We start from the raw sequence: 23,602 nt of genomic DNA on the forward strand, positions 1-23,602 counted from the left end.
CGGGGCCGGGGGCCGGGCACCCCACCCGCCCGGAGCCGACCGGAGCCACCGAACCGAACGGCCCGGAGGAACCACCGACCACCAGGAACGGCCGCGATGACGACTGCCCACGAGCTCCACGCGAAGGGCCTGCGCGAGCACCTCGCGCCCGCCCTGCGCGCCCTGGGCCTCGTCGGGTGGCGCCGGACCTTCAGCCTGCCCGACGACACCCACTGGGTGCTGCTCGGCCTGGTCGAGCGCCCGGCCGCCGACCGGGTGCCCTTCACCTTCCGGCTCAGCCTGGTCCGCCGCGCCGACTGGGCCGCCGTGCGGCGGCCCGACCACCGGCCCGACCCGCGCACCCGGTACGGCTTCGAGGTCTGGCGGGCCCGGATCGGCGAGGTGCTGCCGATCGGCGAGGACGTCTGGTGGGAGGTGCTGCCCGGGCCGCGCTGGCAGCTCGCCCTGGACGACGCCGTCGCCGCCGTCCGCCACTACGGCCTGCCGGAACTGCGCCGCCGGGCCGAGGCGGACCGGACCCCCACCGGCGAGACGTACCTCTCCCCCGCCGAGCTGGAGGAGGTCAACACCGCGCTGCTGACCGCCTCGGTGGCCCGGGTGCAGCGCGCCGAACTGGCCGACAAGGCGCTGGTGCTGACCGGTGCCTGGACGAGGGGCGACGGCGTCGCCCGGACCGTCCTGGCGGGGGCCGCGCGGGGGTTCCTGTCCGCCGGGGACGAGCGCTTCCGGACCGTCCGCTGCCGGGACACGCTGGGCCGCGAGCTGTGGGTCTTCCCGTAGGCCGCGTCTCGCTGTTCCCGCAGGTCGGACGGGGTGTCACGGGCCGCACCATGACAGCTGTCACACGGAACGGGCAACGGACGGCACTGCCCTGACGCAGGGCCGGACGGAAAGACTGGCGGCACGACGCGGGCAGCGGCCCGCGGCCACCAGTCGGGGGAGGACCCACCGTGAGCAGCCAGACCGTCAGCGCCGCCACCGTCACCGTTCGCACCGTCACCGTTCGCACCGGGGCCGTGCGGTCCGCCGGGGGCGCCTCGCACGCCGGGGCCGCCTCGCACGCCAAGGCGCCGAACCCGCTGGTCTCCGGACTCCGCCCGCTCGCCCTCGACGTGGCCGCGCCGCTGGTCGGCTACTACCTGCTGCACTCGGCCTGCGGCCTGAGCGAGTTCGCCGCGCTGGCCTGGAGCAGCGCCTTCCCGGCCGGCCGGACCGTCCTCGGCCTGCTGCGCGAGCGCAGGCTCAACCTGTGGGCCGCGCTGATGCTGACGGTGAACCTGGCGGGCCTGGCGCTGACCTTCGTCACCGGCGACGCCCGGCTGATGATCGCCAAGGACGGAGGGCTGAGCGGCACCGTGGCGCTGGCGATCCTGGTCTCGGCGCTGGTCGGCCGGCCGGTGATGACCCCGATGCTGATGCCCTTCGTCACCAAGGGCCGCCGGGACCGGTCCGCCGCCTGGCAGCGGCTGGTCGAGGGCCGGGCGGCCGGCTCGCGGGCCTTCCGCCGCCATGAGCGGGTGTTCGCCGCCATCTGGGGCGCGGCGCTGCTGGCCGAGTGCGCGGCCCGGGTGGTCGGCGCCTTCACCCTGCCGGTGTCGACCATGGCCTGGCTGTCCACCGTGTTCCTGGTCGGCGCGATCGTGGGCGGCTCGATGCTCGGTCAGATCGCGGTCGAGCCGATGGAGCGGCTGGTCCGTGCCGAGGCCGAGGCCCCGACCGCCGCCTGAACACCCCTCGGTAATCCCCTGAACTGCGGGTTCCGACGATACGCACAAATCAGGAACCATCCGGATCTCTCGGGCGTCGTTGCATAACGAGGGGGTAACGGGCCCCCGAACGAGGAAACGGGGAGCCCCATGAACGGGACGTACGCGCCGAGCACCATCGAGGACCGCACCCTCGCCTGGGACGGCTGCCTGAACGTCCGTGACCTGGGCGGGCTGCCCACCGACTCCGGGCGGCCGACCGCCAGCGGGGCGATAGTCCGGGCGGACAACCTGGACCGCCTCACCGCCGAGGGCTGGGACACCCTCCTCGACCACGGCGTGCGCACCGTCGTCGACCTGCGCAACATCGAGGAGTACAAGCCGCTCCTCCCGCTCCCCGAGGACGTCGACCTGGTCCGCGTCCCCCTGGACGAACTGGCCGGCCCCGCCTGGTGGGAGGCCCACGGCCGACTGGACGGCACTCCGCTGGCCCTCCGCCCCTACCTGGACCACTGCCCGCACGCCGCCGCCGCGCTGGTCACCGCGATCGCCGACGCCCGTCCCGGTGGCGTGGTGGTGCACTGCGGCGCCGGGCGCGACCGCACCGGCCTGGCCGCCCTGCTGCTGCTCGCCCTGGCCGGCGTCGACCGGGCCGCGATCATCGAGGACTACCTGCTCAGCGGCCCCAACATCCGCCCGCTGTACGGGATGCTCGGCCTGCCGGACCCGTACCGCCGGATCGACGCGGCGCTGGCCGAGGCCGGGACCACCGCCGAGGCCGCCCTGGCGGACACGCTCGACACGCTCGACCCGGCCACCTACCTGCTCGCCGCGGGGGTCTCGCCCGAGCGGATCGCCGCCGTCCGGAGCCGCCTGCTGCCCGACGCGTAGGGCCGGTCGACGGGCCCCGAAAGACCGCCTGACGGACTCCTCCCAGAACCGCCCGACGGGCGGCGGAACACTACCCGCAGGTAGCGTCAACCGATGGTTGACGATCCCAGGATCGACAACCTACGGTTGACGCATGGAGAATCCCGTTGTTCCCAACACCACTCCGCTGCGCCTCGACGACCTGATCGCCGCGATCAAGAAGGTCCACACCGACGCGCTCGACCAGCTCTCCGACGCGGTCATCGCCGCCGACCACCTCGGCGACCTCGCCGACCACCTGATCGGCCACTTCGTCGACCAGGCCCGCCGCTCCGGCGCCTCCTGGACCGACATCGGCCGCAGCATGGGCGTCAGCAAGCAGGCCGCCCAGAAGCGCTTCGTCCCCAAGGACCCGGGCGCCCTCGACCTCGACCCCAGCCAGGGCTTCGCCCGGTTCACGCCCCGGGCCCGCAAGGTGATCGTGGCCTCGCAGGAGGAGGCCCGGAACGCGGGCAACCCCGAGATCACCGCCGAGCACATCCTGCTCGGCCTGCTCGCCGAGCCCGAGGGCATCGGCCTCAAGGCGCTCGCCGCCCAGGGCGTCACCCCGGAGGCCGTCCGGACGGCGACCAGCGCCGCCCTGCCGGCCGCCGTCGAGCAGGTGCTGCCCGCGCTGATCCCGTACGACGCGCAGGGCAAGAAGGTGGTCGAGCTGACCTTCCGCGAGGCGCTCAAGCTCGGGCACAACTACGTCGGCACCGAGCACATCCTGCTCGCGCTGCTGGAGCTGGAGAACGGCGAGGGCGTGCTCGCCGGACTGAACGTGGACAAGTCGGAGGCGGAGACCTTCATCTCGGAGGCCATCGCCGCCATCATCGCCGCCCGGAACGAGGAGTCCGAGCAGCAGCAGTGAGGCCCTGCGGGGCCGGAGGGCCGTGCCCCGGGCGGTGAACTCCGGCCGGGGCACGGTGTTTCCCACTGTCGCGCTAGAAGCCGGACATCTCCGTGGTGACGATCCGGACCCGGCCGTCGACGGCGGCCTCCAGGGCCGCCCGCAGCCGGACCGAACGGGCCGGGCCGAGCAGCTCCAGCGCCTCCGGCACGGCGGCCCAGCGGTAGGTGTCCAGCTCGCCGGCCGGGACGGTCACGGGGGTGCCGTCCGGGACGGTGCCGAAGTCGAACATCAAGTGCTGGGCGGGGTGGTCGAGTTCGTCCGAGGGGTGGGTCCAGGAGATGGCCAGCAGGGCGCCGGCCTCCTTGACCAGGCCGGTCTCCTCCTCCAACTCCCGCTCGGAGCAACGGACCGGGCCCTCGCCGCGGTCGATCGTCCCGCCCGGGAACTGCCAGTACTCGCGGTAGCCGGCCTTGACGATCAGGATCCGGCCGGACTCGTCCCGCAGCAGGCAGCCGGCCGCCGCGTAGATCCGGGGCAGGGACGCCAGCCATTCCTCGCGGGATCTCAAGGGCTCAACCGTCACGGTGCTCCTCCTGGGTCGGGGTGGGTGCGCTCGCCCCCACTCTGCCACCGGTCCGGCACCCGTCCGACACCGGATTCCGGGCCGGACCGGTGCGAGCGGGAAGAGCGGGGAGGGCGTCGTACCCGGCGGGACCGATGAGTCGGCGCCGTCACCGGAGTCACATCGGTATGGAGACCCGACGGAACGAGCAACCCCCCACCGGCGAACCGGTGATCACCTGCGACCTCGCCGCCCTGACCGCCCCCGACCTGGCCGTCATCGACGCGCTCGCCCGGCTGCGGCTCGCCGCCGCCCGGCACGGGGTGGGCGTGGTGCTGCTGAACACGCACGGCCCGCTGCGGGAACTGCTCGCGTTCAGCGGGCTCTCGGCGGTGCTGCCCGAAGCCACCGACCCGCTGGACCTCGCGGAACCGCTCGGCACCGGAACGGAACCCGTCGACCCCGAGGCGGAGCTGCTCGACGCCGAAGCGGAGCTGCTCGACGCCGAGGCGGAACTGTTCGGCGTCGAGGCGGGACTACTCGGCGTCGAGCCGGGGTGGGAGGCCGAACAGCGGGAAGAGCACGGCCGTGTCGAGGAAGTTGGTGAACCCGGTGATCCGGCCCTCTGACACCTCCAGCACGATCAGCGCCCACGGCGTGTGCCCGCCCTCCGGGCTCGGCCGGTACTGGGCGAAGGCCGGGCCGCCGTTGGCCGTCACCGGGAGCAGGCGGGAGCCCCGGCAGCCGTGCCCCGGGCCCAGCATCCAGGCCCGGAGCTCGTCCTGCCCCCGCAGCCACATCGCGAACGGCGGCATGTTGAGCGTGACGTCCTCGTGCAGCAGCGCGGTGAGGCCGTCCATGTCGTACGCCTCGAAGGCGCGGACGTAGCGGTCCAGCAGCGCGCGGTGCCCCTCGTCCAGGGCCGGGGCCGGACGGGCGGCCGAGGCGTCCGAGGCGAGCACCGCGCGCGCCCGCTGCAGCGCGCTGTTCACCGAGGCCACCGTGACGCCGAGCAGCTCCGCCACCTCGGCGGCCTTCCAGCCGAGCACCTCACGCAGGATCAGCACCGCCCGCTGGCGGGGCGCGAGGCGCTGCAGCACGGCGACGAAGGCCAGCTTCACCGACTCGCGCTGGGCGGCCACCTCGGCCGGGTCCCCCGTCTCGGGGAGGACCCGGCCGTCCGGCGCGGGGCCGATCCAGGCCACCTCGGGCAACTGGGCGTCGCTCGCGGTGGCCACCGTCACCGGACCGGCGAGGTCCATCGGACGGGCCCGGCTGTTGCGGCCGTTCAGCGCGTCCAGGCAGACGTTGGTGGCTATTCGGTACAGCCAGGAACGCAGCGCGGCCCGCCCCTCGAAGCCCCGGTACCCGCGCCAGGCCCGGACCATGGTCTCTTGCACCGCGTCCTCGGCCTCGAAGACCGAACCGAGCATCCGGTAGCAGTAGCCGGTCAGTTCGGTGCGGTACCGCTCCAGCTGGAGCTCGACCGGCTCCTCCGTGATCACCTCGGTCATGGTGTGCCCCCGTCGTCCTGCCGTGCGCTGTGGATCAAGTGGATCAAGTGGATCAGTAAAGCAAGTGAAGCAAGTGGATCAGTGGTTCGGCGCTTCGGGGGGAACGTAGCGCACGGCACTGACACTGATGCCGGGTCACTGCTTCCCGTACACCTGGCCGGAGCCGAAGGCGGTGGTCGCCAGCTTCCACAGGGTGGGGAACTCCTCTCCTGAGATGCCCGTCGGGTTGAGCCCGATCACCACGGTGCGGGAGAGGTCGCGGGTGGCGAAGACCGCACTGCTGTAGCCGGGACGGGCGCCGGTCTTGCCCCAGATCTCGGTGCCGTTCGGCAGCACGCTGCGCAGCATGCCGCCCTTGCTGAAGCAGGCGTGCCCGGCGGTCGGGCCGAGCTCGCAGTTCTTGTTGTGCTGGTTCGGCACGTCGGGGACGGCGAACACTTCGGCCTGCTGGGCGGGTTGCAGCAGGCGGCCGCGGAACAGGGCGTCGAAGAAGCGGTCGAGGTCGGCGGCGGAGGAGACCATGCCGCCCTCGGCCCACGGGTACGGGCTCTGCTCGGTGACGTCCACCCGGTCGGTGGTGCCGTCGGCGGCCCGGACGTCCACGTAGCCGTCGGCGTGCGGGCCGCGGATGGTGAGGTCGTCGGCGGCCGGGACGTAGGTGGCGTGCAGGCCGAGCGGGCGGACGATCCGCTGCCGCACCTGGTCGGCGTAGCTGTCACCGGTGACCTTCTCGATCACCAGCCCGGCGATGAAGTAGTTGTTGCCGTTGTACTGCTGGGCGGTGCCGGGCTGGAAGCTCATCGGCTGGGTGAGCATGTCGGCGACGACCTGCCGGGGGCTGAAGTACTCCGCCTTGTGCGCCGCGAACCATCCGGCGGTGCCGTCGCCGGAGGTCATGCCGCCGCCCCCGGGCAGGCCGCTGGTGTGGTCGAGCAGCTGGCCGACGGTGACCGGCGGGTAGTCGGCCGGGAGCAGGCCCGGCAGGTACCGCTGGACGGTGCCGTCCAGGTCGACCTTGCCCTCGCCGGCGAGCTGGAGCAGCACGGTCGCGGTGAACACCTTGGTGATGCTGCCGATCCGGAACCGGGCGTCGGCCGGGACGTCCTCCCCGGAGGTGCCGTGCCACCGGGCGCCCGGGCCGTCGGTGCGGACCAGGGCTCCGGTGATGTCGCCGGGCAGGGCGCCGAGGGTCCGGGCGAGGGCGTCCCGGTCGAGCGGGCCGGGCAGGCCGGCCGTGGCGGGCGCGCCGGCGGCGGGCTTGGCGTCGGCGGCCAGGGCGGGGGTCGCGGCACCGGCCGTGACGGCGGCGAGCAGCGCTCCGGCGGCGGCCAGGGTGGCCCAACGGCGGCTCTGGGTACGGGTGTTCATGAGGCCTCTCTCCAACGGCGGCCCGCCCTGGGGGCGGCGGCTCGGACAGGAGAGAGTCTTCGGGACGTCCCGGAGCCCGGGCATCGGGGACCGGCCCCGATGCGCCCCGGAGAAAGATCCCTGAGTGTGCGTCAGGGGCGGGCGCCGGGTACCGGTGGCGTCCGCCCCTGCGGGGTTCCGGCCCGCGGGTCAGTGGGCGGAGTGCTTCTCCGCGCCGCGGTGCCGGTGCCCCTTGAGCTCCGCGTGCATCGCCGGGGTGGTGCGCATCGCCGAGGCCGCCGCGTCGCGCCCGCCGTGGCGGAAGGCGTCACCGGAGGCGTTCCCGGCGGCGGAGAAGGACACCGCACCGGCGGCCGGCTTCGGCCCGAGCCGGCTGGGCGTGCTCGCCATGCCCCGACGTTCCAGCAGTTCCTCGGCGCCCTGGCGGAACCTGGCGGTGCTGCCGTGGGTTCGCTTGGTCATCGTCGGCCTCCCTTCGGCGGCCACGGCCGGGCGGGTGCCGGCCGGAGGAGCCGCACGGGCGTTATGTCCGGATTTTATCCGGGTTGCGGGTCGCTGCGACTGCGGGAGCCGTCGTGCGGCTCAGCCCATGACCTCGTGGACGAAGCACCAGCGCCAGTCCTCCCCCGGCTCGTAGGAGCGGATCACCGGATGGGAGGTGTTGTGGAAGTGCGCGGTGGCGTGCCGCTGCGGCGAGAAGTCGCAGCAGCCGATGTGGCCGCAGTCCAGGCAGATCCGCAGGTGCGTCCAGTCCCGACGGCCCTGGGCCAGGCAGTCGGCGCAGCCGTCGGTGGGCGGGAGGGGCTCGATGTCCTCCGGTGCCGCGGCGAGGTCTTCGCAGGCGCTCATGCTGGCAGGCTATGACGGCCCGGTCCGGGCCGCCCGCTCAGCGCGAACCGCCCCCGGCGGCGCGGGCGACGCGGTCGACGGCGCGGTCGACCCCCCACCGGCGCGGGAACCCGGCGCCGAGCCCCCGGGCGGCATGGGAGCATGCCACCCGTGGCGATCGTGACGGGGAGTACGAACAGCGACACCGGCGGGGGGACGGCCGGCGGTGACACCGGCGGGCCCGAAGGCGCCGGCGGGTCCGGGCCCGCCGGTGCGCCCGGCACGCCCGGGTCGGCGGGCACCGGACGGTACCGGGCACGGTCCGTGACCGACGCCGGGCGGATCCGGCAACCCGTCGCCCTGATCCGGCTGTTCACCGGACTGACCGCGATCGCACTCACCCTGCTGCTCGCCGACTACGCCCGCGCCACCACCGGGGGCTTCGCCGCTGACGTCGCCGAGGCCGCCGCGCTGGTGCCGCGCCCGCTGGCGAGCCTGGCCGGCGGGCTCACCACCGCCGCCGTGCTGCTGCTGCCGGTCGGGCTCGCCGTCCGCCGCCTGCTCGGCCCGGACCGGCGGCGCGCCCTCCAACAGGTCTCCGACGGGCTGCTCGCCGCCGTCCTCGCGTACGGCGCCACCCTCGCCGTGGAGCTCTGGATCGACGGCTCCGCCCCGGTCTCCCTGACCGCCGCGCTCACCCAGCGGCTGCCCGGCGACGTACTCGGGCACACCGAGCCGGTCTACGGCTACCTCGCCCCCGCCCTCGCCTTCATGACCGCCTCCGGCAGCCGCGAACGGCGGGTGCCCTGGACCGTCCTCGCGCTCTCCGGCCTCGCCGGGCTGGCCTGCGGGTACGCCACGCCCACCGCACTGCTGCTCGGCCTGCTCATCGGCTGGACCGGCGCCCACGGCACCCTCTACGCCGTCGGCACCCCCGACCCGCGGCCCCGGCCCGGCGAGATCCTGCGCGCCCTGCGGGACAGCGGACTGCGGCCGATCGAGGCGGTGCCGGTCGGGCCCGACCGCTACCGGGTCCAGCAGGCCGAGGGGCGGCCCGAACTCGACGTCCAACTCCTCGACCGGCAGGCCGTCACCGCCGCCGCCGTCCAACGCGCCTGGCGCCGCCTGCGGCTGCGCACCGCCCCGCACCCCCGCGCACTGCGCTCGCCGCGCACCGGGCTGGAGCACGAGGCCCTGGTCACGTACGCGGCCCTGGCCGCCGGCGTCCGCACCCGCCGCATCGCCGCCACCGCCGGACTCGGCCACGACACCGCCCTGATCGCGTACGAGCGCCTGGCCGGCCGCACCCTGGACCAGCTCGCCGACGAGGAGATCACCGACGAGCTCCTCACGGACGCCTGGCACCAGTTCGCCCTCCTGCAGGGCCGCGAGATCGCCCACCGCGCCCTGGTCCCGTCCTCCCTGCTGATCGACGACACCGGCGCGGTCCACCTGGTCGACTTCGCGGACGGCGACATCGCGGCGAGCGAACTCGTCCTCTGCTGCGACCTCGCCCAGCTCCTCACCACGCTCGCCCTGCGCACCGGCGCACCCCGCGCCGTCCGCACCGCCACCGCCGTCCTCGGCCCCGGACCCATCGGCGCCGCACTCCCCCTCCTCCAGCCCATCGCCCTCACCCGCACCACCCGCCAGTCCCTCAAGCGCCGCACGGCCGCGCCGATACCCGACCCGACCGTCCCGGCCGCCCGGTCGGCCACGGACGCGAACACGCCCCGGACCGGGGTGACCGGCGGCCGCGACGCCCGGGCGCAGACGGAGCAGCCCGTCGACGGGTCCGCCGCAGCACCGGCCGCCGGGGAGCAGCCCGCCCCGACCCCGGTACCGACGGGCGGCCCCACCCACGAGCAGCCCCCCACTGACCGGCCCACCCCCATCGGGGAACAGCCCCCCACCGACCGGCCCACCCCCGGCACCGACGGGCAGCCCGGGAGCGGAGGCCTGCTGGAGGAGATCCGGGCGGAGGTCCTGCGGGGCCGGCCGGAGGTGGTGGTGCGCCCGGTGCGGCTGGAGCGGCTGCGGCCGCGGACGCTGATGGCCGTGGTCGGCGGGGTGGTGGCCGGGTGGCTGCTGATCCCGCAGCTGTTCGCGGCGGAGGACAACCCGGTCGCGGTGCTGGCGGACGCCGATCCCTGGTGGCTGGTGCTGGCGCTGGTCGCGGCCGGGGCGAGCCACGTGGCGGCGGCGATGGGGTTCGTCGGGTTCGTGCCGGAGCGGCTGGACTTCCGCAACGCGGTGCTGGCGCAGCTGGCCGGGGCGTTCGTGAAGCTGGTGTCGCCCGGAGGCGTCGGCGGGATCGCGTTGAACACCCGGCTGCTGCAGCAGGCGAACATTCCGACCGCGCAGGCGCTGTCCAGCGTCGGGGTGGGGCAGTTGATCGGGCTGGTGCTGCACCTGCTGCAGCTGGGGGCCTTCGTCTACCTGCTGGACGTGCAGCCGGGTGGTTCGGAGCTGGAGGCGCTGCCCGCCGTGGTCGGCGGGCTGGCGGTGGCGGCGGTGCTGCTGGCGGTGGTGTGGGCGATCCCGCCGGCCCGGCAGTGGCTGGCGGCGCGGCTGCGGCCGCTGACGGCCGAGGTGCTGCCGCGGCTGCTGGACCTGCTGCGCAACCCGGGTCGGCTGTCGGTGGGCGTGGCCGGGCAACTGCTGGTGTCGCTCTGCCTGATCGCCTGCCTGTACTGCTGTGTGCGGGCGATCGGCAGGGAGCCGTCCTTCGCCTCGATGGCGGTGGTGTTCCTGGTGGGCAACGCGGCGGGCAACGCCGCACCGACCCCGGGTGGGGCCGGCGCGGTGGACACGTTCCTGGTCGGGCTGATGCAGCAGACGGCGTCGATGGAGAAGGGCGGGGCGCTGGCGGCCGTGGCGCTGTTCCGGCTGCTGACACTGATCCTGCCGGTGCTGCCGGGCTGGGCGGCGCTGGCCTGGCTGCGGCGGCGCAAGGCCGTCTAGGCCGTGCCCGACGGCCCCAGGGCCTACTACTCGCGGTCGTAGTCCTCGTCGAGCTGGACGGCCCGGCTCTGCTCGGCGGCGTCCGCGACGTTGGTGGCCGGGTCGGCGCCGAGGGCCAGACGCTCGGCGACCTCGTCGTACTCGTCTCCGGTGGGGGGCTCCTCGTCGGGCTCGATGATCTCGACGACCTCGTCGATCAGGTAGTCCTCGTGGTTCTGCGGCATGGCGTCCGTCCTCACTGTTCGGAGGCTCGCAGGGCACTGGTGGCGGTACTGGCAGTATCCGCCGTCGGGCGCGAGGGCGCGACGCGCGGGAACCGCTCCGGCGGGTTGCCCGTCCCCTGTCACCCCAAGCCGAATTGACCCACAAAACCAACCCCTGAATGACCCAAGGAACGGGTTCATTCCGCACCTAGGGTCGTAGCCATGACGACGAACGGAACCACCGCGGCCCCCGCCCGCCTCGACTACGCCCGCACCGCCCCGAAGGTGTTCCGCGCGATGATCGCCCTGGACGCCGCCGCCCGCGAGGGCCTGGACCCGGCGCTGGTCGAGCTGGTGCAGATGCGCACCTCGCAGCTGAACGGCTGCGCCTACTGCCTGGACATGCACGCCAAGGACGCCCGCAAGGCCGGCGAGACCGACGAGCGGATCTACCTGCTGCCGGTCTGGCACGAGGCCCCGGCCGGGGTGTACAGCGAGCGCGAGCGGGCCGCGCTGGCGCTCGCCGAGGAGATCGCCCGGATCGACGGCGGCGTCACGGACGCGGTGTACGCCCGGGCCGCCGAGCACTTCCCGGAGGCGGAGCTGGCGCAGCTGATCTCGGTCTGCTTCACGATCAACGCCTGGAACCGGATCAACGTGGCCACCCGCAAGACCCCGGGCACCCCGTAGGAGCCCCCTCGGGAGGCCCGCACGGCCCGGCCGCCCGGAACGCGCCGCAGGCCACCGGGGGTACGATCGGTGCCGTACCCAGGGCTTAACCACACCCACCCGGTGGCCCCCAGGCCCTTACGAACGACGGGGAAAGCATGTCCGGCTCGCACTACTTCACCGGTGCACCCGAGGTCGCCAGCGAGCGCCGGCCGATCACGGTCGCACTGCCGGACGTCACCCTCGAACTGACCACCGACGCCGGGGTGTTCTCCCGCAACCGGCTCGACCCGGGCACCCGGATCCTGCTGGAGCACGCCCCGCAGCCGCGGGTGCGCGGCCCGATCCTGGACATCGGCTGCGGCTACGGCCCGATCGCGCTGACCTGGGCGACCCGCCGCAAGCGGCTGCCGGTGTGGGCGGTGGACGTCAACGAGCGGGCGCTGGAGCTGGTGCGGCTGAACGCCGAGGCGCTGCGGCTGGGCAACGTCCAGGCCGCGCTGCCGGACGACGTCCCCGAGGACCTCCGGTTCGCCACCATCTACTCCAACCCGCCGATCCGGATCGGCAAGGCCGCGCTGCGCGGGCTGCTGACGCACTGGCTCGGCCGGCTGACCCCGGACGGCTCGGCGTTCCTGGTGGTGCAGAAGCACCTGGGCTCGGACTCGCTGCAGAAGTGGCTCAACGACCAGGGCTACCCGACCTCCCGGGTCACGTCGGTCAACGGGTTCCGGATTCTGGAAGCACAACCCCGCCCGGAGTCGGGCGAGGGCTCGGAGAGTGGACGGGGAACGACGTCGTGAAGCAGCTGCGCGGGACCGAACTGAAGCGACTGCACCGCTCCTGGCGGCGCAGCAACGAGTTCCGGCTCGCGATGATCCTGGAGAACCTGCAGTCGCCGTTCAACGTCGGCTCGGTGGTCCGGACCGGGGCGGCGATGGGTGCCGAGAAGCTGTACCTGACCGGGGACACCCCGTCGGTGCGCTCCTCCGGTGCGCAGAAGGCCGCGATGGGCACCGACAAGTACCTGAAGGTGGAGCACTTCCCGACCGTCGCCGAGGCGGTGGCCGCGGCGAAGGCGGACGGCTTCAAGGTGGTCGGGCTGGAACTGGCGGACGAGGCGGTGCCGATGTTCGCCGCCGAGCTGACGCCTGCGGTGGCCTTCGTGCTCGGGCACGAGGACCGCGGGATCACCCCCGAGGCGCTGGCGCTCTGCGACCAGGTGGTGTTCGTGCCGCAGCTGGGCCGGGTGGGCTCGCTGAACGTCTCGGCGGCCGCGACGGTGGCCTGCTACGAGGCGCGCCGCCAGGGGTACGCGATCAGCGGCACGCCGGACGGGAGCGAGGCCGGGGGCGACTTCGGCGACCTCGGCGACGAGGACTGACGCCTGGTCCGATGATCGGAGGGGTGTGCCGAAAGGCCCACCCCTCCGGCGTTCTCCGCCCCGGGAACCCCGCGGATATCTGCCGAACGGCAGATGTGCGAAGCCGGCCCGGGCGGAAGCATTCCGGTCGTGACCGAACTCCAGATCCTCGACCTCACCAAGGAGTACCGCGGCGGCAAACGCGCCGTGGACTCCTTCACGCTGACGCTGCGGCCCGGCGTGCTCGGCCTGCTCGGGGCCAACGGCGCCGGGAAGTCCAGCCTGATGCGCATCCTGGCCACGGTCACCCGGCCCACCTCGGGGCGGGTGCTGTGGGAGGGCGTGGACATCACCCGCCGGCCCGGGCCCCTGCGCCGCGCCGTCGGCTACCTGCCGCAGGACTTCGGCGTCTACCCACAGCTCACCGCCCGCGAGTTCCTCGGCTACCTGGCCGCCGCCAAGGGGCTGCGGCGGCGCTCCGCCAGGGCCCGGATCGAGGAACTGCTCGAACTGGTCAACCTCTCGGGCGCGGCCGGGCAGCGGCTGGGGGCGATGTCCGGCGGGATGCGTCAGCGGGTCGGCATCGCCCAGGCGCTGCTCAACGACCCGGCGCTGCTGATCGTGGACGAGCCGACGGTCGGGCTGGATCCCGAGGAGCGGCTGCGCTTCGGCGGTCTGCTGAGCGGGCTCGGCGCCGAGCGGATCGTCGTGCTCTCCACCCACATCGTCCCGGACGTGGCGGCCACCGCCGACCGGATCGCGGTGATGGGCGCCGGGCGGCTGCTGCACCACGGCAGCCCGGAGGAGCTGCTCCTCGGTGCCGAGGGCTCGGTCTGGGAACTGACCGTCGCCGCCGATCAACTCCCGCTGCTGCGTTCGCGGTTCCTGCTCGGCGGCACCACCCGCACTCCGCGGGGCGTAAGCGTCCGGGTGCTGTCCGGGCACCCGCCCGCACCGGAGGCGCAACCCGTACCGCCCCGGCTGGAGGACGCGTACCTGCTGCTCACCGCCGGACCGGCCGTACCCGGGCGGGTGGCGGCATGGTGACGCGGATCGGAGCGATCGCCCTCGCCGACTTCCGGGAGCGCCGCCGGCGGGCGGGCTACCTGGTCGTGCTGCTCGGCACCCTGGCCCTCGGCCTGCTGGCCGCGCCGGTGGGGGACTCCCGCTGGCAGGTGTTCCAGGTGACCGACCTCCAGGGCCGCTACACCAGCGGCTACGTGGGGACGGTGACGGCGCTCGGCGGCGCGGTCTGGCTCTCGCTGGCGGGCTTCGGCATCGCCCGGGGCACGATCGTCCGGGACGAGCAGAGCGGCGTGGGCAGCCTGCTCGCGGCCACCCCGCTGAGCCGGATCGGCTACCTGGCGGGCAAGTTCGGCAGCAACCTGCTGCTGTTCGGCTCGATGCTGCTCGCGCTGGCCGGCACCGCCCTCGCGGTGCAGCTGGTCAAGGGGGACTCCGGCCGGGTGGACGTGGTGCGGCTGCTGCTGCCGTACGTCCTGATCACGCTGCCGCTGCTGGCCGCGGTGGCCGGGTGCGCGGTGCTGTTCGACACCGTGCCCGGGCTGCGCGGCGGGATCGGGGCCCTGGTCTGGTTCGTGGTCTGGACGGCCCTGGTGCTGGGCGCACAGTCGGCCGGCGGGGCGGACCTGCTGGGCATGCGGCGGATCACCGCGTCGATCCGGGAGACGCTCACGGCGAGCGGGCGGCCGGTGGACGGGGTGGAGTTCGGGGTCGGCCTGACCGCCGACAACCGGGTGCTCGGCAGCTTCGACTGGCCCGGCCTCGGGCCGGGCGAGGCGGGCGGTCCGGCCTCGGTGGGGGTGCTGCTGGTCGGCGCGGCGGTGGGGATCGCGCTGCTCGGGGCGCTCTGGTTCCGGCGCTTCGACGGGTCGGCGGCCGGCCTCGGCGCCCGCCCGGCCGAAGCGGAGGCGGCCGCGGAAGCGTCGGCGTCGGCGTCGGCCGCCGCCCCGGCGGGCTTCGCCCTGGACCCGGCCCGGCTGACCACGGCCCGCGAGGGACGCACGGGGTTCGACACGGTGCTCGGGGAGCTGCGGATCCTGGTACCGGACCGGCGGTGGTGGGCCGGGGCGGCCGCGTTCGCGGCGATCGCGGCCGCCGTCGCACCGGACCGGCCGAGCCACTCGGTGCTGCCGTTCGCGATGCTCTGGCCGGTGCTGCTCTGGTCCCGGATGGGGCACCGGGCGGGCGGCGGCAGCATCGACGAACTGCTCGGCGCCTGCCCCTCCCCCCTGCGCCGGGGGCTGGCCGTCCTGCTCGCGGGGGTCGTCCCCGCGCTGGTGGTGGTCGCCGTGCCGGTCCTGCGGCTGGTCGGCGCCGGGCAGACCCGGGCCGCCGGGGGTGCTCTGGCGGGGGCGGTGCTCGTCCCGGCCCTGGCGATGCTCTGCGGCGCCGTCACGCGCGGGCCCCGGCTGTTCCAGACCGTCTACCCGATGCTCTGGTACGGGATGGTCAACCACGTCTCCGGGCTGGACTTCCTCGGCCTCACCGGTGACCGTGCACCGGCCCCGCTCGCGGTCGCGGGCCTCGCCGCCGCCCTGGCCTCCGCCGCGCTCGCCCTGGACGCGATACGCCACGCCGCCCGCTGAGGCGGGCGGCCCACCGGGTGCCTCGCCCGGGGCACCGCCGAGTGCCCTGCCGAGTGCCCCGCCGGGTGTACATCGGCGGCGGTCAGCGCAGCGTCAGCTAAGCGTCAGCGCCGCGCGCGACCGTAGTGGGCATGACGTCGATCACGGCAGTCTCCAGCTGTCTTCCCGACACCATCCCGATCGCCCGCTTCCAGAAGGAACTCCAGCTGACGGATGTTCAGCTGCGGCGCTACCAGCGCTTCTACGGGCTCGCCGAGGTGTGCCGCGACCCCGCGGCGACCGAGACCGAGCTGCTGCTGCGCGCCGCGACCAAGCTGGTGGAGCTGCGCGGACAGGAACAGCGCGTCAAGTACGTCCTCCAGGCGCGCACCATGCCCTCGCCGCTGCCGTACCCGATGACCTCGCTGCGGCCGCTCCAGACCGAACTCGGCCTGGAGCACGCCGCCGGGTTCGTCGTCTCGCACCACGCCTGCGCCTCCGGGCTGCTCGCCGTGGACCTGGCCGGCACCCTGCTCGCCGCCGACCCGGACCCGAACGCGCTCGCCCTGGTCGTGGCCGGGGAGAAGGCCTGCACCACCCACACCCAGTCCATCCCGGACGTGACGGTGATGGGCGAGGGCACGGTGGCCTTCCTGGTGAGCGCGGACCGTTCCGGACCGGACCGGATGCTCGGCTACGCGTCGCGCACCCACACCCGGTTCGGCGACGAGTTCATCATGAGCGAGAGCGCCGCCAAGGAGTTCCAGGACCTGTACGGGCCCGGCCTGTGCGAGGTGATCGAGGCCGCCCTGGCGGAAGCCGGCTGCGGGCTGGACGAACTGGCGCTGGTGCTGCCGCACAACGTCAACCGGCTGTCCTGGATCGGCGTCTGCAAGGAGCTCGGGCTGCCGATCGACCGGGTCTTCCTCGACCTGATCGGCGAGACCGGCCACTGCTTCTGCGCCGACCCCTTCATCAACCTGCAGAAGGCCACCGAGCTGGGGCGGCTGCGCCCCGGCGACCGCTACCTGATGACCAGCGTGGGACTCGGGGCGACCTTCGCCGCCATGGTCTTCGAGCACTGAGCCATCGAGCACCGAGGTCTTCGAGCACTGACGGCGCCCAAGGGCCCCTCCCGGTCCGGCGCACACGAGAATTGACGAGGTCGACATGCACCTTCCCTCCGCCGGCTTCAGCGCGCGGCTCAAGCGCGCGGTGACCGGTTCCGCGGACACCCCCCTGGTGTTCCTGGGCAACTTCGAGGTGGAGAACCACTGGGCGCTCGGCGAGCCCGCGCTGCCCCGGGTCGCCTCGCACGCGGGCAGCGCGGTGGTGAACCGCATGGACGAGTTCGCGCTGCTGCTCGGCGGCAAGAACGACCACGTCGTGCTGAAGACCGCGCTGGACCAGGGCTACCGCGGCTACCTGGAGGGCCTCGGCCTCGAACTGCCCACCGTGCACGTGGTGGCCGACCAGGACCCGCAGCGCACCGTCAGCGAGGACGCCCTCGCCGACGAGGCCCTGCTGCGCTCCCTCGCCGCCCTGACCGCCGAGGGAGCCCGGCTGACCGCGCACGGCATCTCCACCGTCGAGGAGGAGCTGTCCGCCCGCACCGGGGTGCCGCTGGGTGCGCCCTCCGCCGCGGTCTGCAAGCGGGTCAACAGCAAGGTGTACAGCCGCCGCCTCTCCGACGAGCTGGGCATCCGCCAGGCGCGCGGCTGGGCCTGCGAGACCCTGGAGGAGCTGGCCGAGGCGGTGGCCGCCGCCGGTGAGCTGCTCGACGCCGGGCGCAAGGTGGTGCTCAAGGACGCCTTCGGGGTGTCCGGCAAGGGCATCGTCGTCCTGGACAGCTCGACCCGGCTGGGCCGGCTGCACCGGATGGCCGTCCAGCAGGCCGAGAAGGCGGCCAGGGCCGAGGGCGGGGCGCCGCGCACCGCCCTGGTGATCGAGGAGTGGGTCGCCAAGCGGTGCGACCTCAACTACCAGTTCACCGTGGGCCGCGACGGCTCGGTGCACTTCGACTTCGTCAAGGAGCTGCTCACCGAGGGCGGCGTCCACAAGGGCCACCGCATCCCGGCCCGGCTGACCGGAGCCCAGGTCGACGAGATCGCCGGAACGGCGCTGCGGCTCGGCGAGCGTCTCGCCGCGGACGGCTACTACGGCGTGGTCGGGGTGGACGCGATGGTCGACCCGGACGAGGGCCTGTACCCGGTGATCGAGATCAACGCCCGCAACAACATGTCCACGTACCAGAACGTGGTGCACGAGGGCGGTCTGGCCGGTCCCGAGGAGGTCGCCGTAGCCCGCCACTACCCGCTGCGGCTGACCCGCCCGCTGCCCTTCGCCGAGCTGGCCGAGGTGCTGGACGGGCTGCTGCTGACCGGTCGCGGCCCGCGCCCCCGCGGCCTGTTCGTCAACAACTACGCCACGGTGAACGCCGCCGCGGGAACCGCCGCCGACGGCGCCGACGGCTTCGAGGGCCGGCTGTACGGCGTCCTCGTGGGCGCCTCCGACGAGGAGATCGCGGAGATCGACACCGACATCACCAGCCGCCTCGCGGCCTACCCGGAACGGAGCTGAGCGTGAGCGTCGCATTCGAGGTGCAGGGCCTCGGGATCACCGAGCTGGCCGAGGAGTTCGGCACCCCGCTGTACCTGTACGACGGCGAGGAGATCACCACCCGCTTCCGGGGCCTGCGCGAGGCGCTGCACCCCGCGATGGAGGTCTTCTACTCGCTGAAGGCCAACCCCAACATCTCCATCTGCGCGCTGCTGCACAGCTGCGGCGCCCGCGCCGAGGTGTCCTCGCTGACCGAGCTGGTCACCGCCCGCCGGGCCGGGGTGGGCCCGCAGGACATCATCTTCCTCGGGCCCGGCAAGAGCCGCGCCGAGGTGGCCGCCTGCCTGGACGAGGACATCCACGCGATCGTCTGCGAGTCGGTCGAGGAGCTGGGCCTGATCGACGAGCTGGCCCGCGAGCGCGGCGTCACCGCGCGGGTCGCGCTGCGGGTCAACCCGAGCTTCCAGGTGAAGGGTTCGGGCCTGACCATGGGCGGCAAGCCTCGCCAGTTCGGCACCGACGAGGAGCTGCTGCTGGCCGAGGGCAAGGGCCTCGCCGCCCGCCACCCGAACGTGCGGCTGATGGGCGTCCAGGTCTACCTGGGCACCCGGATCCTCTCCGAGGAGTCGGTGGTCGAGAACACCCGGCGGATCTTCGACCTGGCCGAGCGGCTCTCCGCTGAGCTGGGCTTCCCGCTGGAGACCGTGGACGTGGGCGGTGGCCTCGGCATCGCCTACTTCGACAACGAGAAGGACCTCGACGTCGCGGTGCTGGCCGCCGGGCTCAACCCGCTGATCGAGGACTTCGCCGAGCGGCACCCCGGCACCCGCCTGATCATGGAGCTGGGCCGCTTCCTGGTCGCCGCCTCCGGCACCTATGTGACCCGGGTGCGCTACACCAAGACCTCGATGGGCGAGAACTTCGCGGTCACCGACGGCGGCACCAACCACCACATGGCGGCGGTCGGCATCGGCTCGTACGTGAAGCGCAACTTCCCGATGGCCGCGCTGGAGCGGCTGGACGACCCGGCCACCGAGCCCTGGCACATCACCGGCCCGCTGTGCACGCCCAACGACGTGATCGGCAAGAAGGTGCCGATGCCGGCGCTGCGGCCGGGCGAGCTGATCGGTGTGCAGCGCTCCGGCGCGTACGGGCCGACCGCCTCGCCGGTGCACTTCCTGAGCCACGGTTACCCGGCCGAGGTGCTCGTCCTGGACGGACGGGCGCACCTGGTCCGCGAGCGCGACGACGTGGACGTGATGCTCGCCGGGCAGCGGCTCCACCGGCCCTCCCCGCGGCAGGACTGACCGCCCCCGGCCGCACCGGCCCCACCAGCGACACAGGCCCCACCGGGCCGCACCGGACCCCACCGGCCCGCCGACCGGCGGCCGGGACCACAGCGAGGAGCACACTCATGAGCGACACCGCGACCGACCCGAAGTTCGTCGACGCCGTCCGCAAGGGCCTGTCGGAGGTCCTCAACAAGGACGTCTCCGGCGCCGACGAGAACGTCCGCCTCTTCGACGAGCTGGGCCTGGACTCCAGCAGCGCGCTCGAACTGCTCATCACCATCGAGGAGATCCTCGACGTGCAGTTCGACGCCGACGAGCTGGACATGACCCACTTCGAGACCGTGGGCTCGCTGGCCGGCTTCGTCGCCGCGGAAGCGAGCGCCTGAGCATGTTCCGCGCGACCGCGCCGGTACGGCGCCCGCACCCGGTCGGCCCCGCGGCGCTGCCCCGGCTCGTCCGGGCCGCCGTGCACACCCCGCCGGAGCCGGGCGAGCCGTACCGGCCCGGGGACGCGCGGGAGGAGTTCTACGCGGAACTCGGGGCGCTCTACGGGGCGTCCTTCGACCGTGAGCAGTTCGCCGCCTCGGGGCGGCGCACCTCGGTGGAGCTGGCCTACGGCGCGCTGGACGCGCTCGGGCCGCTGAGCGCCGAGGAGGCCCCCGAGGTGGTGGTGGTGGCCTACGCCGCCCCGGACTTCGAGCACACCGAGCTGGTCGCCTCCTGCGTCAAGCGGCGGCTGCCCGGCGAGCCGCTCGCCTTCGCGCTGTCCGACCAGGGCGGCCTCGCGCCGTTCAGCGCCCTGCGGGTGGCCGTGGAGTACGCCCGGCGGTGCGGCTGGTCGCGCCTGCTGCTGCTGGTCGTGGACCAGGGCACCCAGCCGTTCCCGCTGCCTGCCGAGCCGTCCCCGGCCGCCGTCCGCGGCGACTCGGCGGTCGCCCTGCTGCTCCGCTGGGACGGCGGCGAACGGCCGCTGGACGGCCTGGCCCAGGGGCGGCCCGGGGCGGCGCTGTTCGAGGCGTGGCCGCAGGACGCGGCCCTGGTGGCCGGGGCGGGCCTGGCGGACTGCCCCGACCTCCCGCCGCACCACGGCACTTCGGCCGAGGCGGTGGCCGGACGCCCGGCCACCGGGAGCTGGGCCGCACTGCTCACCGTCGACGGCGGCGACCGGCCGGTGGTCGTCGCCGACTACGACCGGGAACGCGACTTCCTGGCCTACTGCACGCTCCACACGGGGGAGTTGAGACACAGATGACCGTTCCGGCCGAGGTGCGAGAGCACTGGCGGGAGGCGAGGGTCAGCGCGCGCAACGACGGACTCGTCCCCGCCCTGACCCTGCTGTCCCGCGCGCTGTCCCCGAGCACGCCGCCCCGCGGCCCGCGCGGACACGCCGTTGTCCCGCGCGAACTCCTGGTCGAGTACCGCGAGTTCGCGGATCGCGGCGGCTACGGCGAACGCACCGGGACCAGCGCCCCGGCAGAACCGGACGGCCACCGGCCGGACAGCCACCAGCCGGACAGCCACCGGCCGGGCCCCGAGGCCGAGCCGGCGGACCCGCTGCCCGGCCTCGCCGTCCTCGGCCCCGCCACCACCGCGCAGCCCCTGCCCGGCCCCGACCCGGACGCCTGGGGGGCCGGCCTGGCCTGGCTGCGGCTCGGCAACTCCGAGCGGCTGCGCGAGGCCTGCGTCGCCTACCTCGCCACCCGCAAGGTCGAGGGCACCTCGCTGCTGCTCCAGCAGCTGGTCAAGGGCGCGCTCGCCGACGCCCTGATCGAACAGCTGGAGATCGAGGGCGTGCTGGACTACCTGACGGAGGACGCCGAGGAGACCGGCCCCGACGGCTGCTCCCCGCTCGCCCCCGCCCTCCCGCTGGACCCGCCCGCCCTGGCCCGGCTCCAGGCCCAGATCACCGAGGTCGACCGCGCCCTGCTGCGGCTGCTCGGCGCGTACGGGTTCACCGCCGAGGGCCCCGGCCAGGCGGCGTACGCCTCCGAGCTGCTCGCCGACGTCTACTGCGGCTGGCCCGGCCCTGCCCAGCACTCCGAGAACGACCGCAACACCCCCGAGGGGACCGTGTGAGAACCCTGCCTGGCCCGCTCCGGACCACCCACCGCCACGTCCGGCAGTGGGCCGACGACCTGCGGGCGGGCGCCCTCGAACTGGACCGCGACCCTGACGCCGTCCACCGCTACCTGGACCTGCCCGCGGTCCGCTTCCTGGCCGGCCACCTGACGCCCCCGGAGTGGGACCGCACGGGCCCCGAGGCCGGCAGCGGCCCCGCACACGGCCTGGCCACCCTGGAGAGGGTCCTGGTGAGCGAGGAACTGGCGCGCGGCGACGCCGGGATGATGCTCGGCTCCCCCGGCGCCTCGATGACCGGGGTACTGCTCGGCGTGCTCGGCAGCCAGGCGCAGAAGGACTGGGTGTACGGCCGCCTCGGCGAGCGCCCGCGCTGGACCTGCTTCGCCCTCACCGAGCCGGACCGCGGCTCCGCCATCGGCGAGATGACCACCACGCTCACCCCGGTCGGCGACGGCTCCTACCTGCTGGACGGCGAGAAGCGCTACGTCGGCAACGCCGCCCGGGCCGACCTGGGCGCGGTCTTCGCCCGGGTCGCGGGCACCGAGCGGCTCGGCGTGCTGGCCGTCCTGGTGGACACCGCCGACCCAGGCTACCGGGCCGAGCCGCTGCCCACCCTGGGCCTGCGCGGGGTGCAGCTGTGCCGGATCACCTTCGACCGGGTGCACGTCCCCGCCGAGCAGGTGCTCGGCGCCCACCTGCCGCCGACCCGCCGCGGGATGTGGGGCATCGTCTCGGTCTTCAACCGGCTGCGTCCGAGCGTCGCGGCGATCGCGCTCGGCATCGCCCGGGCCGCCCACGACTACATCGGCGACAACCGCAAGGAACTGCGGGGCGCCGAGCGGGACCTGTACGAGGAGCTGGGCCGACGGATCGACGGGGCGCGGCGGTTGACCTACCGGGCGGCGCTCGCGGTGGACGACAAGCCGTCCGACGGGTACCTGGCCTCGGCGGCGAAGGCGCGGGCCTGCGAGGTGGCCGAGGAGGTCACGCTGCGCGCGCCCGGCTTCTTCGGCCCCGGCGCCCGGCTGGACCACCCGCTGCTGGACAAACTCGCCCGCGACGCCCGGGGCGTGGAGTTCATGGAGGGGACCCGGAACATCCAGAAGCTCACCCTCTTCCAGGGACTGCACACCGGAAAGGTCGGCCGGCTCTGAACAGGACCGAGGATCCGATCAGGACCGAGGATCCGACCGGAACCGGGAACCCGATCGGAACGGGAGATCCGATCAGTGCGGAAGTCCCGTACGGGACCGGACAATCGGTCCTGGTCTGGCGGATTCCATTGTCCGGTCCGATTCAACCGGGTACGGAGGAAGCGCCGTTTCTGGCGGAACTGGAGAAACTGCTCGACGCGGACGAACGGGCCCGCGCCCGCAGCGGTCGGCTGCCCGGGGTGCGGCGCCGTTTCGTGGTCTCGCACGCCGCCACCCGGATCCTGCTCGGCGAGCGGCTGGGCCGCCCTCCGGACGGGCTGCGCTTCGTCCGCGGCCGCTGGGGCAAACCGGCGGTCGCGGACGCTCCCGGCCTGCACTTCAGCCTGTCCCACTCAGGTGAGCTGGCGCTGCTGGCGCTGGCCCCCCGGCCGGTCGGCGTGGACCTCGAACTGGTCCGCTCCGGCCGGGACGTCCACCGGCTGTCCCGGCGCTTCTTCCCCTGTCAGGAGGAGGAGTTGGTCGCCCGGGGCGGCCGGTCGGCGTTCGCCCGGCTGTGGGCCAGGAAGGAGGCGTGCGTGAAGGCCTCGGGCGGCAGGCTCACCGAGGGGCTGGCGCTCCCGGTGGCCCACCCGGCCGCCGAGGCCACCGTGCACGCGCCGGATTCCGGGCCGCTCACGGGGCCCTGGAGAGTGGCCGACCTGCCGCTCCCGGAGGAATACGCGGGGTCCGTCGCGCTGTTGGGCGACGGACCCTTCAGCGTCTCCGGAGGAGTGTGGTATCCAATAGCGCCTGGGGATTCCGACCCCACCCCGCACAAACCGGGTGTCAAGTAGAAGAAACTCCCCCTCGAAACGGCGAAGTTGTACCCGTGATCACGTGCCGGATCGTCACTAGATTCTCCGGTACGAACGCACGCCGCACCGCACGGCCGGATCGTCGGTTCGGCCCGTGCCCGGGTCCGGGCGAATTCTGCTGAAGAGGAGGGGAA

25 protein-coding genes are annotated in these 23,602 nt (G+C 74.1%); 19 read left to right on the forward strand and 6 right to left on the reverse strand.

What is annotated here, in order from left to right; all coding sequences use genetic code 11:
- Positions 1-96: 96 nt before the first annotated feature.
- The 4 genes from RZ50_RS17890 (at position 97) to RZ50_RS17905 (ending at position 3,489) form a co-directional block, all read left to right on the forward strand.
- On the forward strand, positions 97-780 hold the full coding sequence (locus tag RZ50_RS17890; RefSeq protein WP_196951827.1) for a hypothetical protein: 684 nt from the start codon (positions 97-99) through the stop codon (positions 778-780).
- Between the two features lie 170 nt (positions 781-950).
- A complete protein-coding gene (locus tag RZ50_RS17895; RefSeq protein ID WP_308271717.1) occupies positions 951-1,727 on the forward strand; it encodes a VC0807 family protein in 777 nt (258 codons plus the stop codon).
- Between the two features lie 129 nt (positions 1,728-1,856).
- On the forward strand, positions 1,857-2,597 hold the full coding sequence (locus RZ50_RS17900; RefSeq protein WP_196951828.1) for a tyrosine-protein phosphatase: 741 nt from the start codon (positions 1,857-1,859) through the stop codon (positions 2,595-2,597).
- A gap of 133 nt (positions 2,598-2,730) precedes the next feature.
- The gene (locus RZ50_RS17905) at positions 2,731-3,489 is read left to right on the forward strand and encodes a Clp protease N-terminal domain-containing protein (RefSeq protein ID WP_196951829.1); all 759 of its coding nucleotides are present in this window, start codon (positions 2,731-2,733) and stop codon (positions 3,487-3,489) included.
- Between the two features lie 73 nt (positions 3,490-3,562).
- Here the strand turns inward: RZ50_RS17905 and RZ50_RS17910 are convergent, their stop codons facing one another.
- Positions 3,563-4,054, reverse strand: a complete 492-nt coding sequence (locus tag RZ50_RS17910; RefSeq protein ID WP_196951830.1) for an NUDIX domain-containing protein — start codon at positions 4,052-4,054, stop codon at positions 3,563-3,565.
- A gap of 167 nt (positions 4,055-4,221) precedes the next feature.
- Here RZ50_RS17910 and RZ50_RS17915 point away from each other — a divergent pair, with 167 nt between their 5' ends.
- Complete coding sequence (locus tag RZ50_RS17915; RefSeq protein WP_196951831.1) at positions 4,222-4,662, forward strand: STAS domain-containing protein; 441 nt, start codon at positions 4,222-4,224, stop codon at positions 4,660-4,662.
- Here RZ50_RS17915 and RZ50_RS17920 read toward each other — a convergent pair.
- The 4 genes from RZ50_RS17920 to RZ50_RS17935 all read right to left on the reverse strand — a co-directional run bounded on the left by RZ50_RS17920 (position 4,570) and on the right by RZ50_RS17935 (position 7,764).
- Complete coding sequence (locus RZ50_RS17920) at positions 4,570-5,547, reverse strand: sigma-70 family RNA polymerase sigma factor (RefSeq protein WP_196951832.1); 978 nt, start codon at positions 5,545-5,547, stop codon at positions 4,570-4,572. The two genes, RZ50_RS17915 and RZ50_RS17920, sit on opposite strands and share 93 nt — an antisense overlap.
- A gap of 135 nt (positions 5,548-5,682) precedes the next feature.
- A complete protein-coding gene (locus tag RZ50_RS17925; protein WP_196951833.1) occupies positions 5,683-6,915 on the reverse strand; it encodes a serine hydrolase in 1,233 nt (410 codons plus the stop codon).
- A 189-nt stretch (positions 6,916-7,104) separates the two neighbouring features.
- Positions 7,105-7,377 (reverse strand): hypothetical protein, encoded by a 273-nt coding sequence (locus RZ50_RS17930; RefSeq protein ID WP_196951834.1) that lies wholly within the window; start codon positions 7,375-7,377, stop codon positions 7,105-7,107.
- 120 nt (positions 7,378-7,497) lie between these two features.
- A complete protein-coding gene (locus RZ50_RS17935; protein WP_196951835.1) occupies positions 7,498-7,764 on the reverse strand; it encodes a UBP-type zinc finger domain-containing protein in 267 nt (88 codons plus the stop codon).
- A 150-nt stretch (positions 7,765-7,914) separates the two neighbouring features.
- On the opposite strand from RZ50_RS17935, the gene RZ50_RS30165 reads away from it, so the two are divergent.
- Positions 7,915-10,707: a lysylphosphatidylglycerol synthase transmembrane domain-containing protein gene (locus tag RZ50_RS30165; protein WP_217680605.1), complete on the forward strand. Its 2,793-nt coding sequence runs from the start codon at positions 7,915-7,917 to the stop codon at positions 10,705-10,707.
- 26 nt (positions 10,708-10,733) lie between these two features.
- Here the strand turns inward: RZ50_RS30165 and RZ50_RS17945 are convergent, their stop codons facing one another.
- Positions 10,734-10,931, reverse strand: a complete 198-nt coding sequence (locus RZ50_RS17945; RefSeq protein WP_196951837.1) for a hypothetical protein — start codon at positions 10,929-10,931, stop codon at positions 10,734-10,736.
- 201 nt (positions 10,932-11,132) lie between these two features.
- Here RZ50_RS17945 and RZ50_RS17950 point away from each other — a divergent pair, with 201 nt between their 5' ends.
- The 13 genes from RZ50_RS17950 (at position 11,133) to RZ50_RS18010 (ending at position 23,447) form a co-directional block, all read left to right on the forward strand.
- Positions 11,133-11,600 (forward strand): carboxymuconolactone decarboxylase family protein, encoded by a 468-nt coding sequence (locus tag RZ50_RS17950; RefSeq protein ID WP_196951838.1) that lies wholly within the window; start codon positions 11,133-11,135, stop codon positions 11,598-11,600.
- Positions 11,601-11,737: 137 nt separating this feature from the next.
- Positions 11,738-12,382, forward strand: a complete 645-nt coding sequence (locus RZ50_RS17955; RefSeq protein WP_196951839.1) for a class I SAM-dependent methyltransferase — start codon at positions 11,738-11,740, stop codon at positions 12,380-12,382.
- Positions 12,379-12,963 (forward strand): TrmH family RNA methyltransferase, encoded by a 585-nt coding sequence (locus RZ50_RS17960; RefSeq protein ID WP_196951840.1) that lies wholly within the window; start codon positions 12,379-12,381, stop codon positions 12,961-12,963. The genes RZ50_RS17955 and RZ50_RS17960 overlap by 4 nt, the downstream gene beginning before the upstream one ends.
- Before the next feature lie 129 nt (positions 12,964-13,092).
- Entirely contained in the window at positions 13,093-13,989 is an 897-nt protein-coding gene (locus tag RZ50_RS17965) for an ABC transporter ATP-binding protein (protein ID WP_374199940.1), read from the forward strand.
- Complete coding sequence (locus RZ50_RS17970; protein WP_196951842.1) at positions 13,983-15,551, forward strand: hypothetical protein; 1,569 nt, start codon at positions 13,983-13,985, stop codon at positions 15,549-15,551. Before RZ50_RS17965 ends, RZ50_RS17970 begins: the two co-directional genes overlap by 7 nt.
- 131 nt (positions 15,552-15,682) lie before the next feature.
- Entirely contained in the window at positions 15,683-16,615 is a 933-nt protein-coding gene (locus RZ50_RS17975) for a 3-oxoacyl-[acyl-carrier-protein] synthase III C-terminal domain-containing protein (RefSeq protein WP_196951843.1), read from the forward strand.
- A gap of 85 nt (positions 16,616-16,700) precedes the next feature.
- Entirely contained in the window at positions 16,701-18,110 is a 1,410-nt protein-coding gene (locus RZ50_RS17980) for an ATP-grasp domain-containing protein (protein WP_196951844.1), read from the forward strand.
- A gap of 2 nt (positions 18,111-18,112) precedes the next feature.
- Complete coding sequence (locus tag RZ50_RS17985) at positions 18,113-19,396, forward strand: type III PLP-dependent enzyme (protein WP_196951845.1); 1,284 nt, start codon at positions 18,113-18,115, stop codon at positions 19,394-19,396.
- Between the two features lie 107 nt (positions 19,397-19,503).
- The gene (locus RZ50_RS17990; RefSeq protein ID WP_196951846.1) at positions 19,504-19,767 is read left to right on the forward strand and encodes an acyl carrier protein; all 264 of its coding nucleotides are present in this window, start codon (positions 19,504-19,506) and stop codon (positions 19,765-19,767) included.
- 2 nt (positions 19,768-19,769) lie between these two features.
- Positions 19,770-20,633, forward strand: a complete 864-nt coding sequence (locus tag RZ50_RS17995) for a hypothetical protein (RefSeq protein ID WP_196951847.1) — start codon at positions 19,770-19,772, stop codon at positions 20,631-20,633.
- Complete coding sequence (locus RZ50_RS18000) at positions 20,630-21,457, forward strand: hypothetical protein (protein ID WP_196951848.1); 828 nt, start codon at positions 20,630-20,632, stop codon at positions 21,455-21,457. The genes RZ50_RS17995 and RZ50_RS18000 overlap by 4 nt, the downstream gene beginning before the upstream one ends.
- Positions 21,454-22,614, forward strand: coding sequence for an acyl-CoA dehydrogenase family protein (locus RZ50_RS18005; RefSeq protein ID WP_196951849.1), 1,161 nt, complete (start codon positions 21,454-21,456; stop codon positions 22,612-22,614). The genes RZ50_RS18000 and RZ50_RS18005 overlap by 4 nt, the downstream gene beginning before the upstream one ends.
- A 128-nt stretch (positions 22,615-22,742) precedes the next feature.
- Positions 22,743-23,447, forward strand: coding sequence for a 4'-phosphopantetheinyl transferase superfamily protein (locus RZ50_RS18010; RefSeq protein ID WP_254802520.1), 705 nt, complete (start codon positions 22,743-22,745; stop codon positions 23,445-23,447).
- Positions 23,448-23,602 lie beyond the last annotated feature (155 nt).

It is taken from the genome of Kitasatospora sp. SUK 42, from assembly GCF_015776785.2.
In the GTDB taxonomy this organism is placed as follows: domain Bacteria; phylum Actinomycetota; class Actinomycetes; order Streptomycetales; family Streptomycetaceae; genus Kitasatospora.

What these genes read in the sequence shown, in the direction of transcription:
- RZ50_RS17955 (WP_196951839.1), top strand. Translation starts at nt 11,738, where the DNA reads ATGTCCGGCTCGCACTACTTCACCGGTGCACCCGAGGTCGCCAGCGAG.
- RZ50_RS17990 (WP_196951846.1), top strand. Translation starts at nt 19,504, where the DNA reads ATGAGCGACACCGCGACCGACCCGAAGTTCGTCGACGCCGTCCGCAAG.
- RZ50_RS17970 (WP_196951842.1), top strand. Translation starts at nt 13,983, where the DNA reads ATGGTGACGCGGATCGGAGCGATCGCCCTCGCCGACTTCCGGGAGCGC.
- RZ50_RS17905 (WP_196951829.1), top strand. Translation starts at nt 2,731, where the DNA reads ATGGAGAATCCCGTTGTTCCCAACACCACTCCGCTGCGCCTCGACGAC.
- RZ50_RS17950 (WP_196951838.1), top strand. Translation starts at nt 11,133, where the DNA reads ATGACGACGAACGGAACCACCGCGGCCCCCGCCCGCCTCGACTACGCC.
- RZ50_RS17975 (WP_196951843.1), top strand. Translation starts at nt 15,683, where the DNA reads ATGACGTCGATCACGGCAGTCTCCAGCTGTCTTCCCGACACCATCCCG.
- RZ50_RS17900 (WP_196951828.1), top strand. Translation starts at nt 1,857, where the DNA reads ATGAACGGGACGTACGCGCCGAGCACCATCGAGGACCGCACCCTCGCC.
- RZ50_RS17925 (WP_196951833.1), bottom strand. Translation starts at nt 6,915, where the DNA reads ATGAACACCCGTACCCAGAGCCGCCGTTGGGCCACCCTGGCCGCCGCC.
- RZ50_RS18000 (WP_196951848.1), top strand. Translation starts at nt 20,630, where the DNA reads ATGACCGTTCCGGCCGAGGTGCGAGAGCACTGGCGGGAGGCGAGGGTC.
- RZ50_RS17995 (WP_196951847.1), top strand. Translation starts at nt 19,770, where the DNA reads ATGTTCCGCGCGACCGCGCCGGTACGGCGCCCGCACCCGGTCGGCCCC.
- RZ50_RS17920 (WP_196951832.1), bottom strand. Translation starts at nt 5,547, where the DNA reads ATGACCGAGGTGATCACGGAGGAGCCGGTCGAGCTCCAGCTGGAGCGG.
- RZ50_RS17935 (WP_196951835.1), bottom strand. Translation starts at nt 7,764, where the DNA reads ATGAGCGCCTGCGAAGACCTCGCCGCGGCACCGGAGGACATCGAGCCC.
- RZ50_RS17930 (WP_196951834.1), bottom strand. Translation starts at nt 7,377, where the DNA reads ATGACCAAGCGAACCCACGGCAGCACCGCCAGGTTCCGCCAGGGCGCC.
- RZ50_RS17980 (WP_196951844.1), top strand. Translation starts at nt 16,701, where the DNA reads ATGCACCTTCCCTCCGCCGGCTTCAGCGCGCGGCTCAAGCGCGCGGTG.
- RZ50_RS17890 (WP_196951827.1), top strand. Translation starts at nt 97, where the DNA reads ATGACGACTGCCCACGAGCTCCACGCGAAGGGCCTGCGCGAGCACCTC.
- RZ50_RS17945 (WP_196951837.1), bottom strand. Translation starts at nt 10,931, where the DNA reads ATGCCGCAGAACCACGAGGACTACCTGATCGACGAGGTCGTCGAGATC.
- RZ50_RS17915 (WP_196951831.1), top strand. Translation starts at nt 4,222, where the DNA reads ATGGAGACCCGACGGAACGAGCAACCCCCCACCGGCGAACCGGTGATC.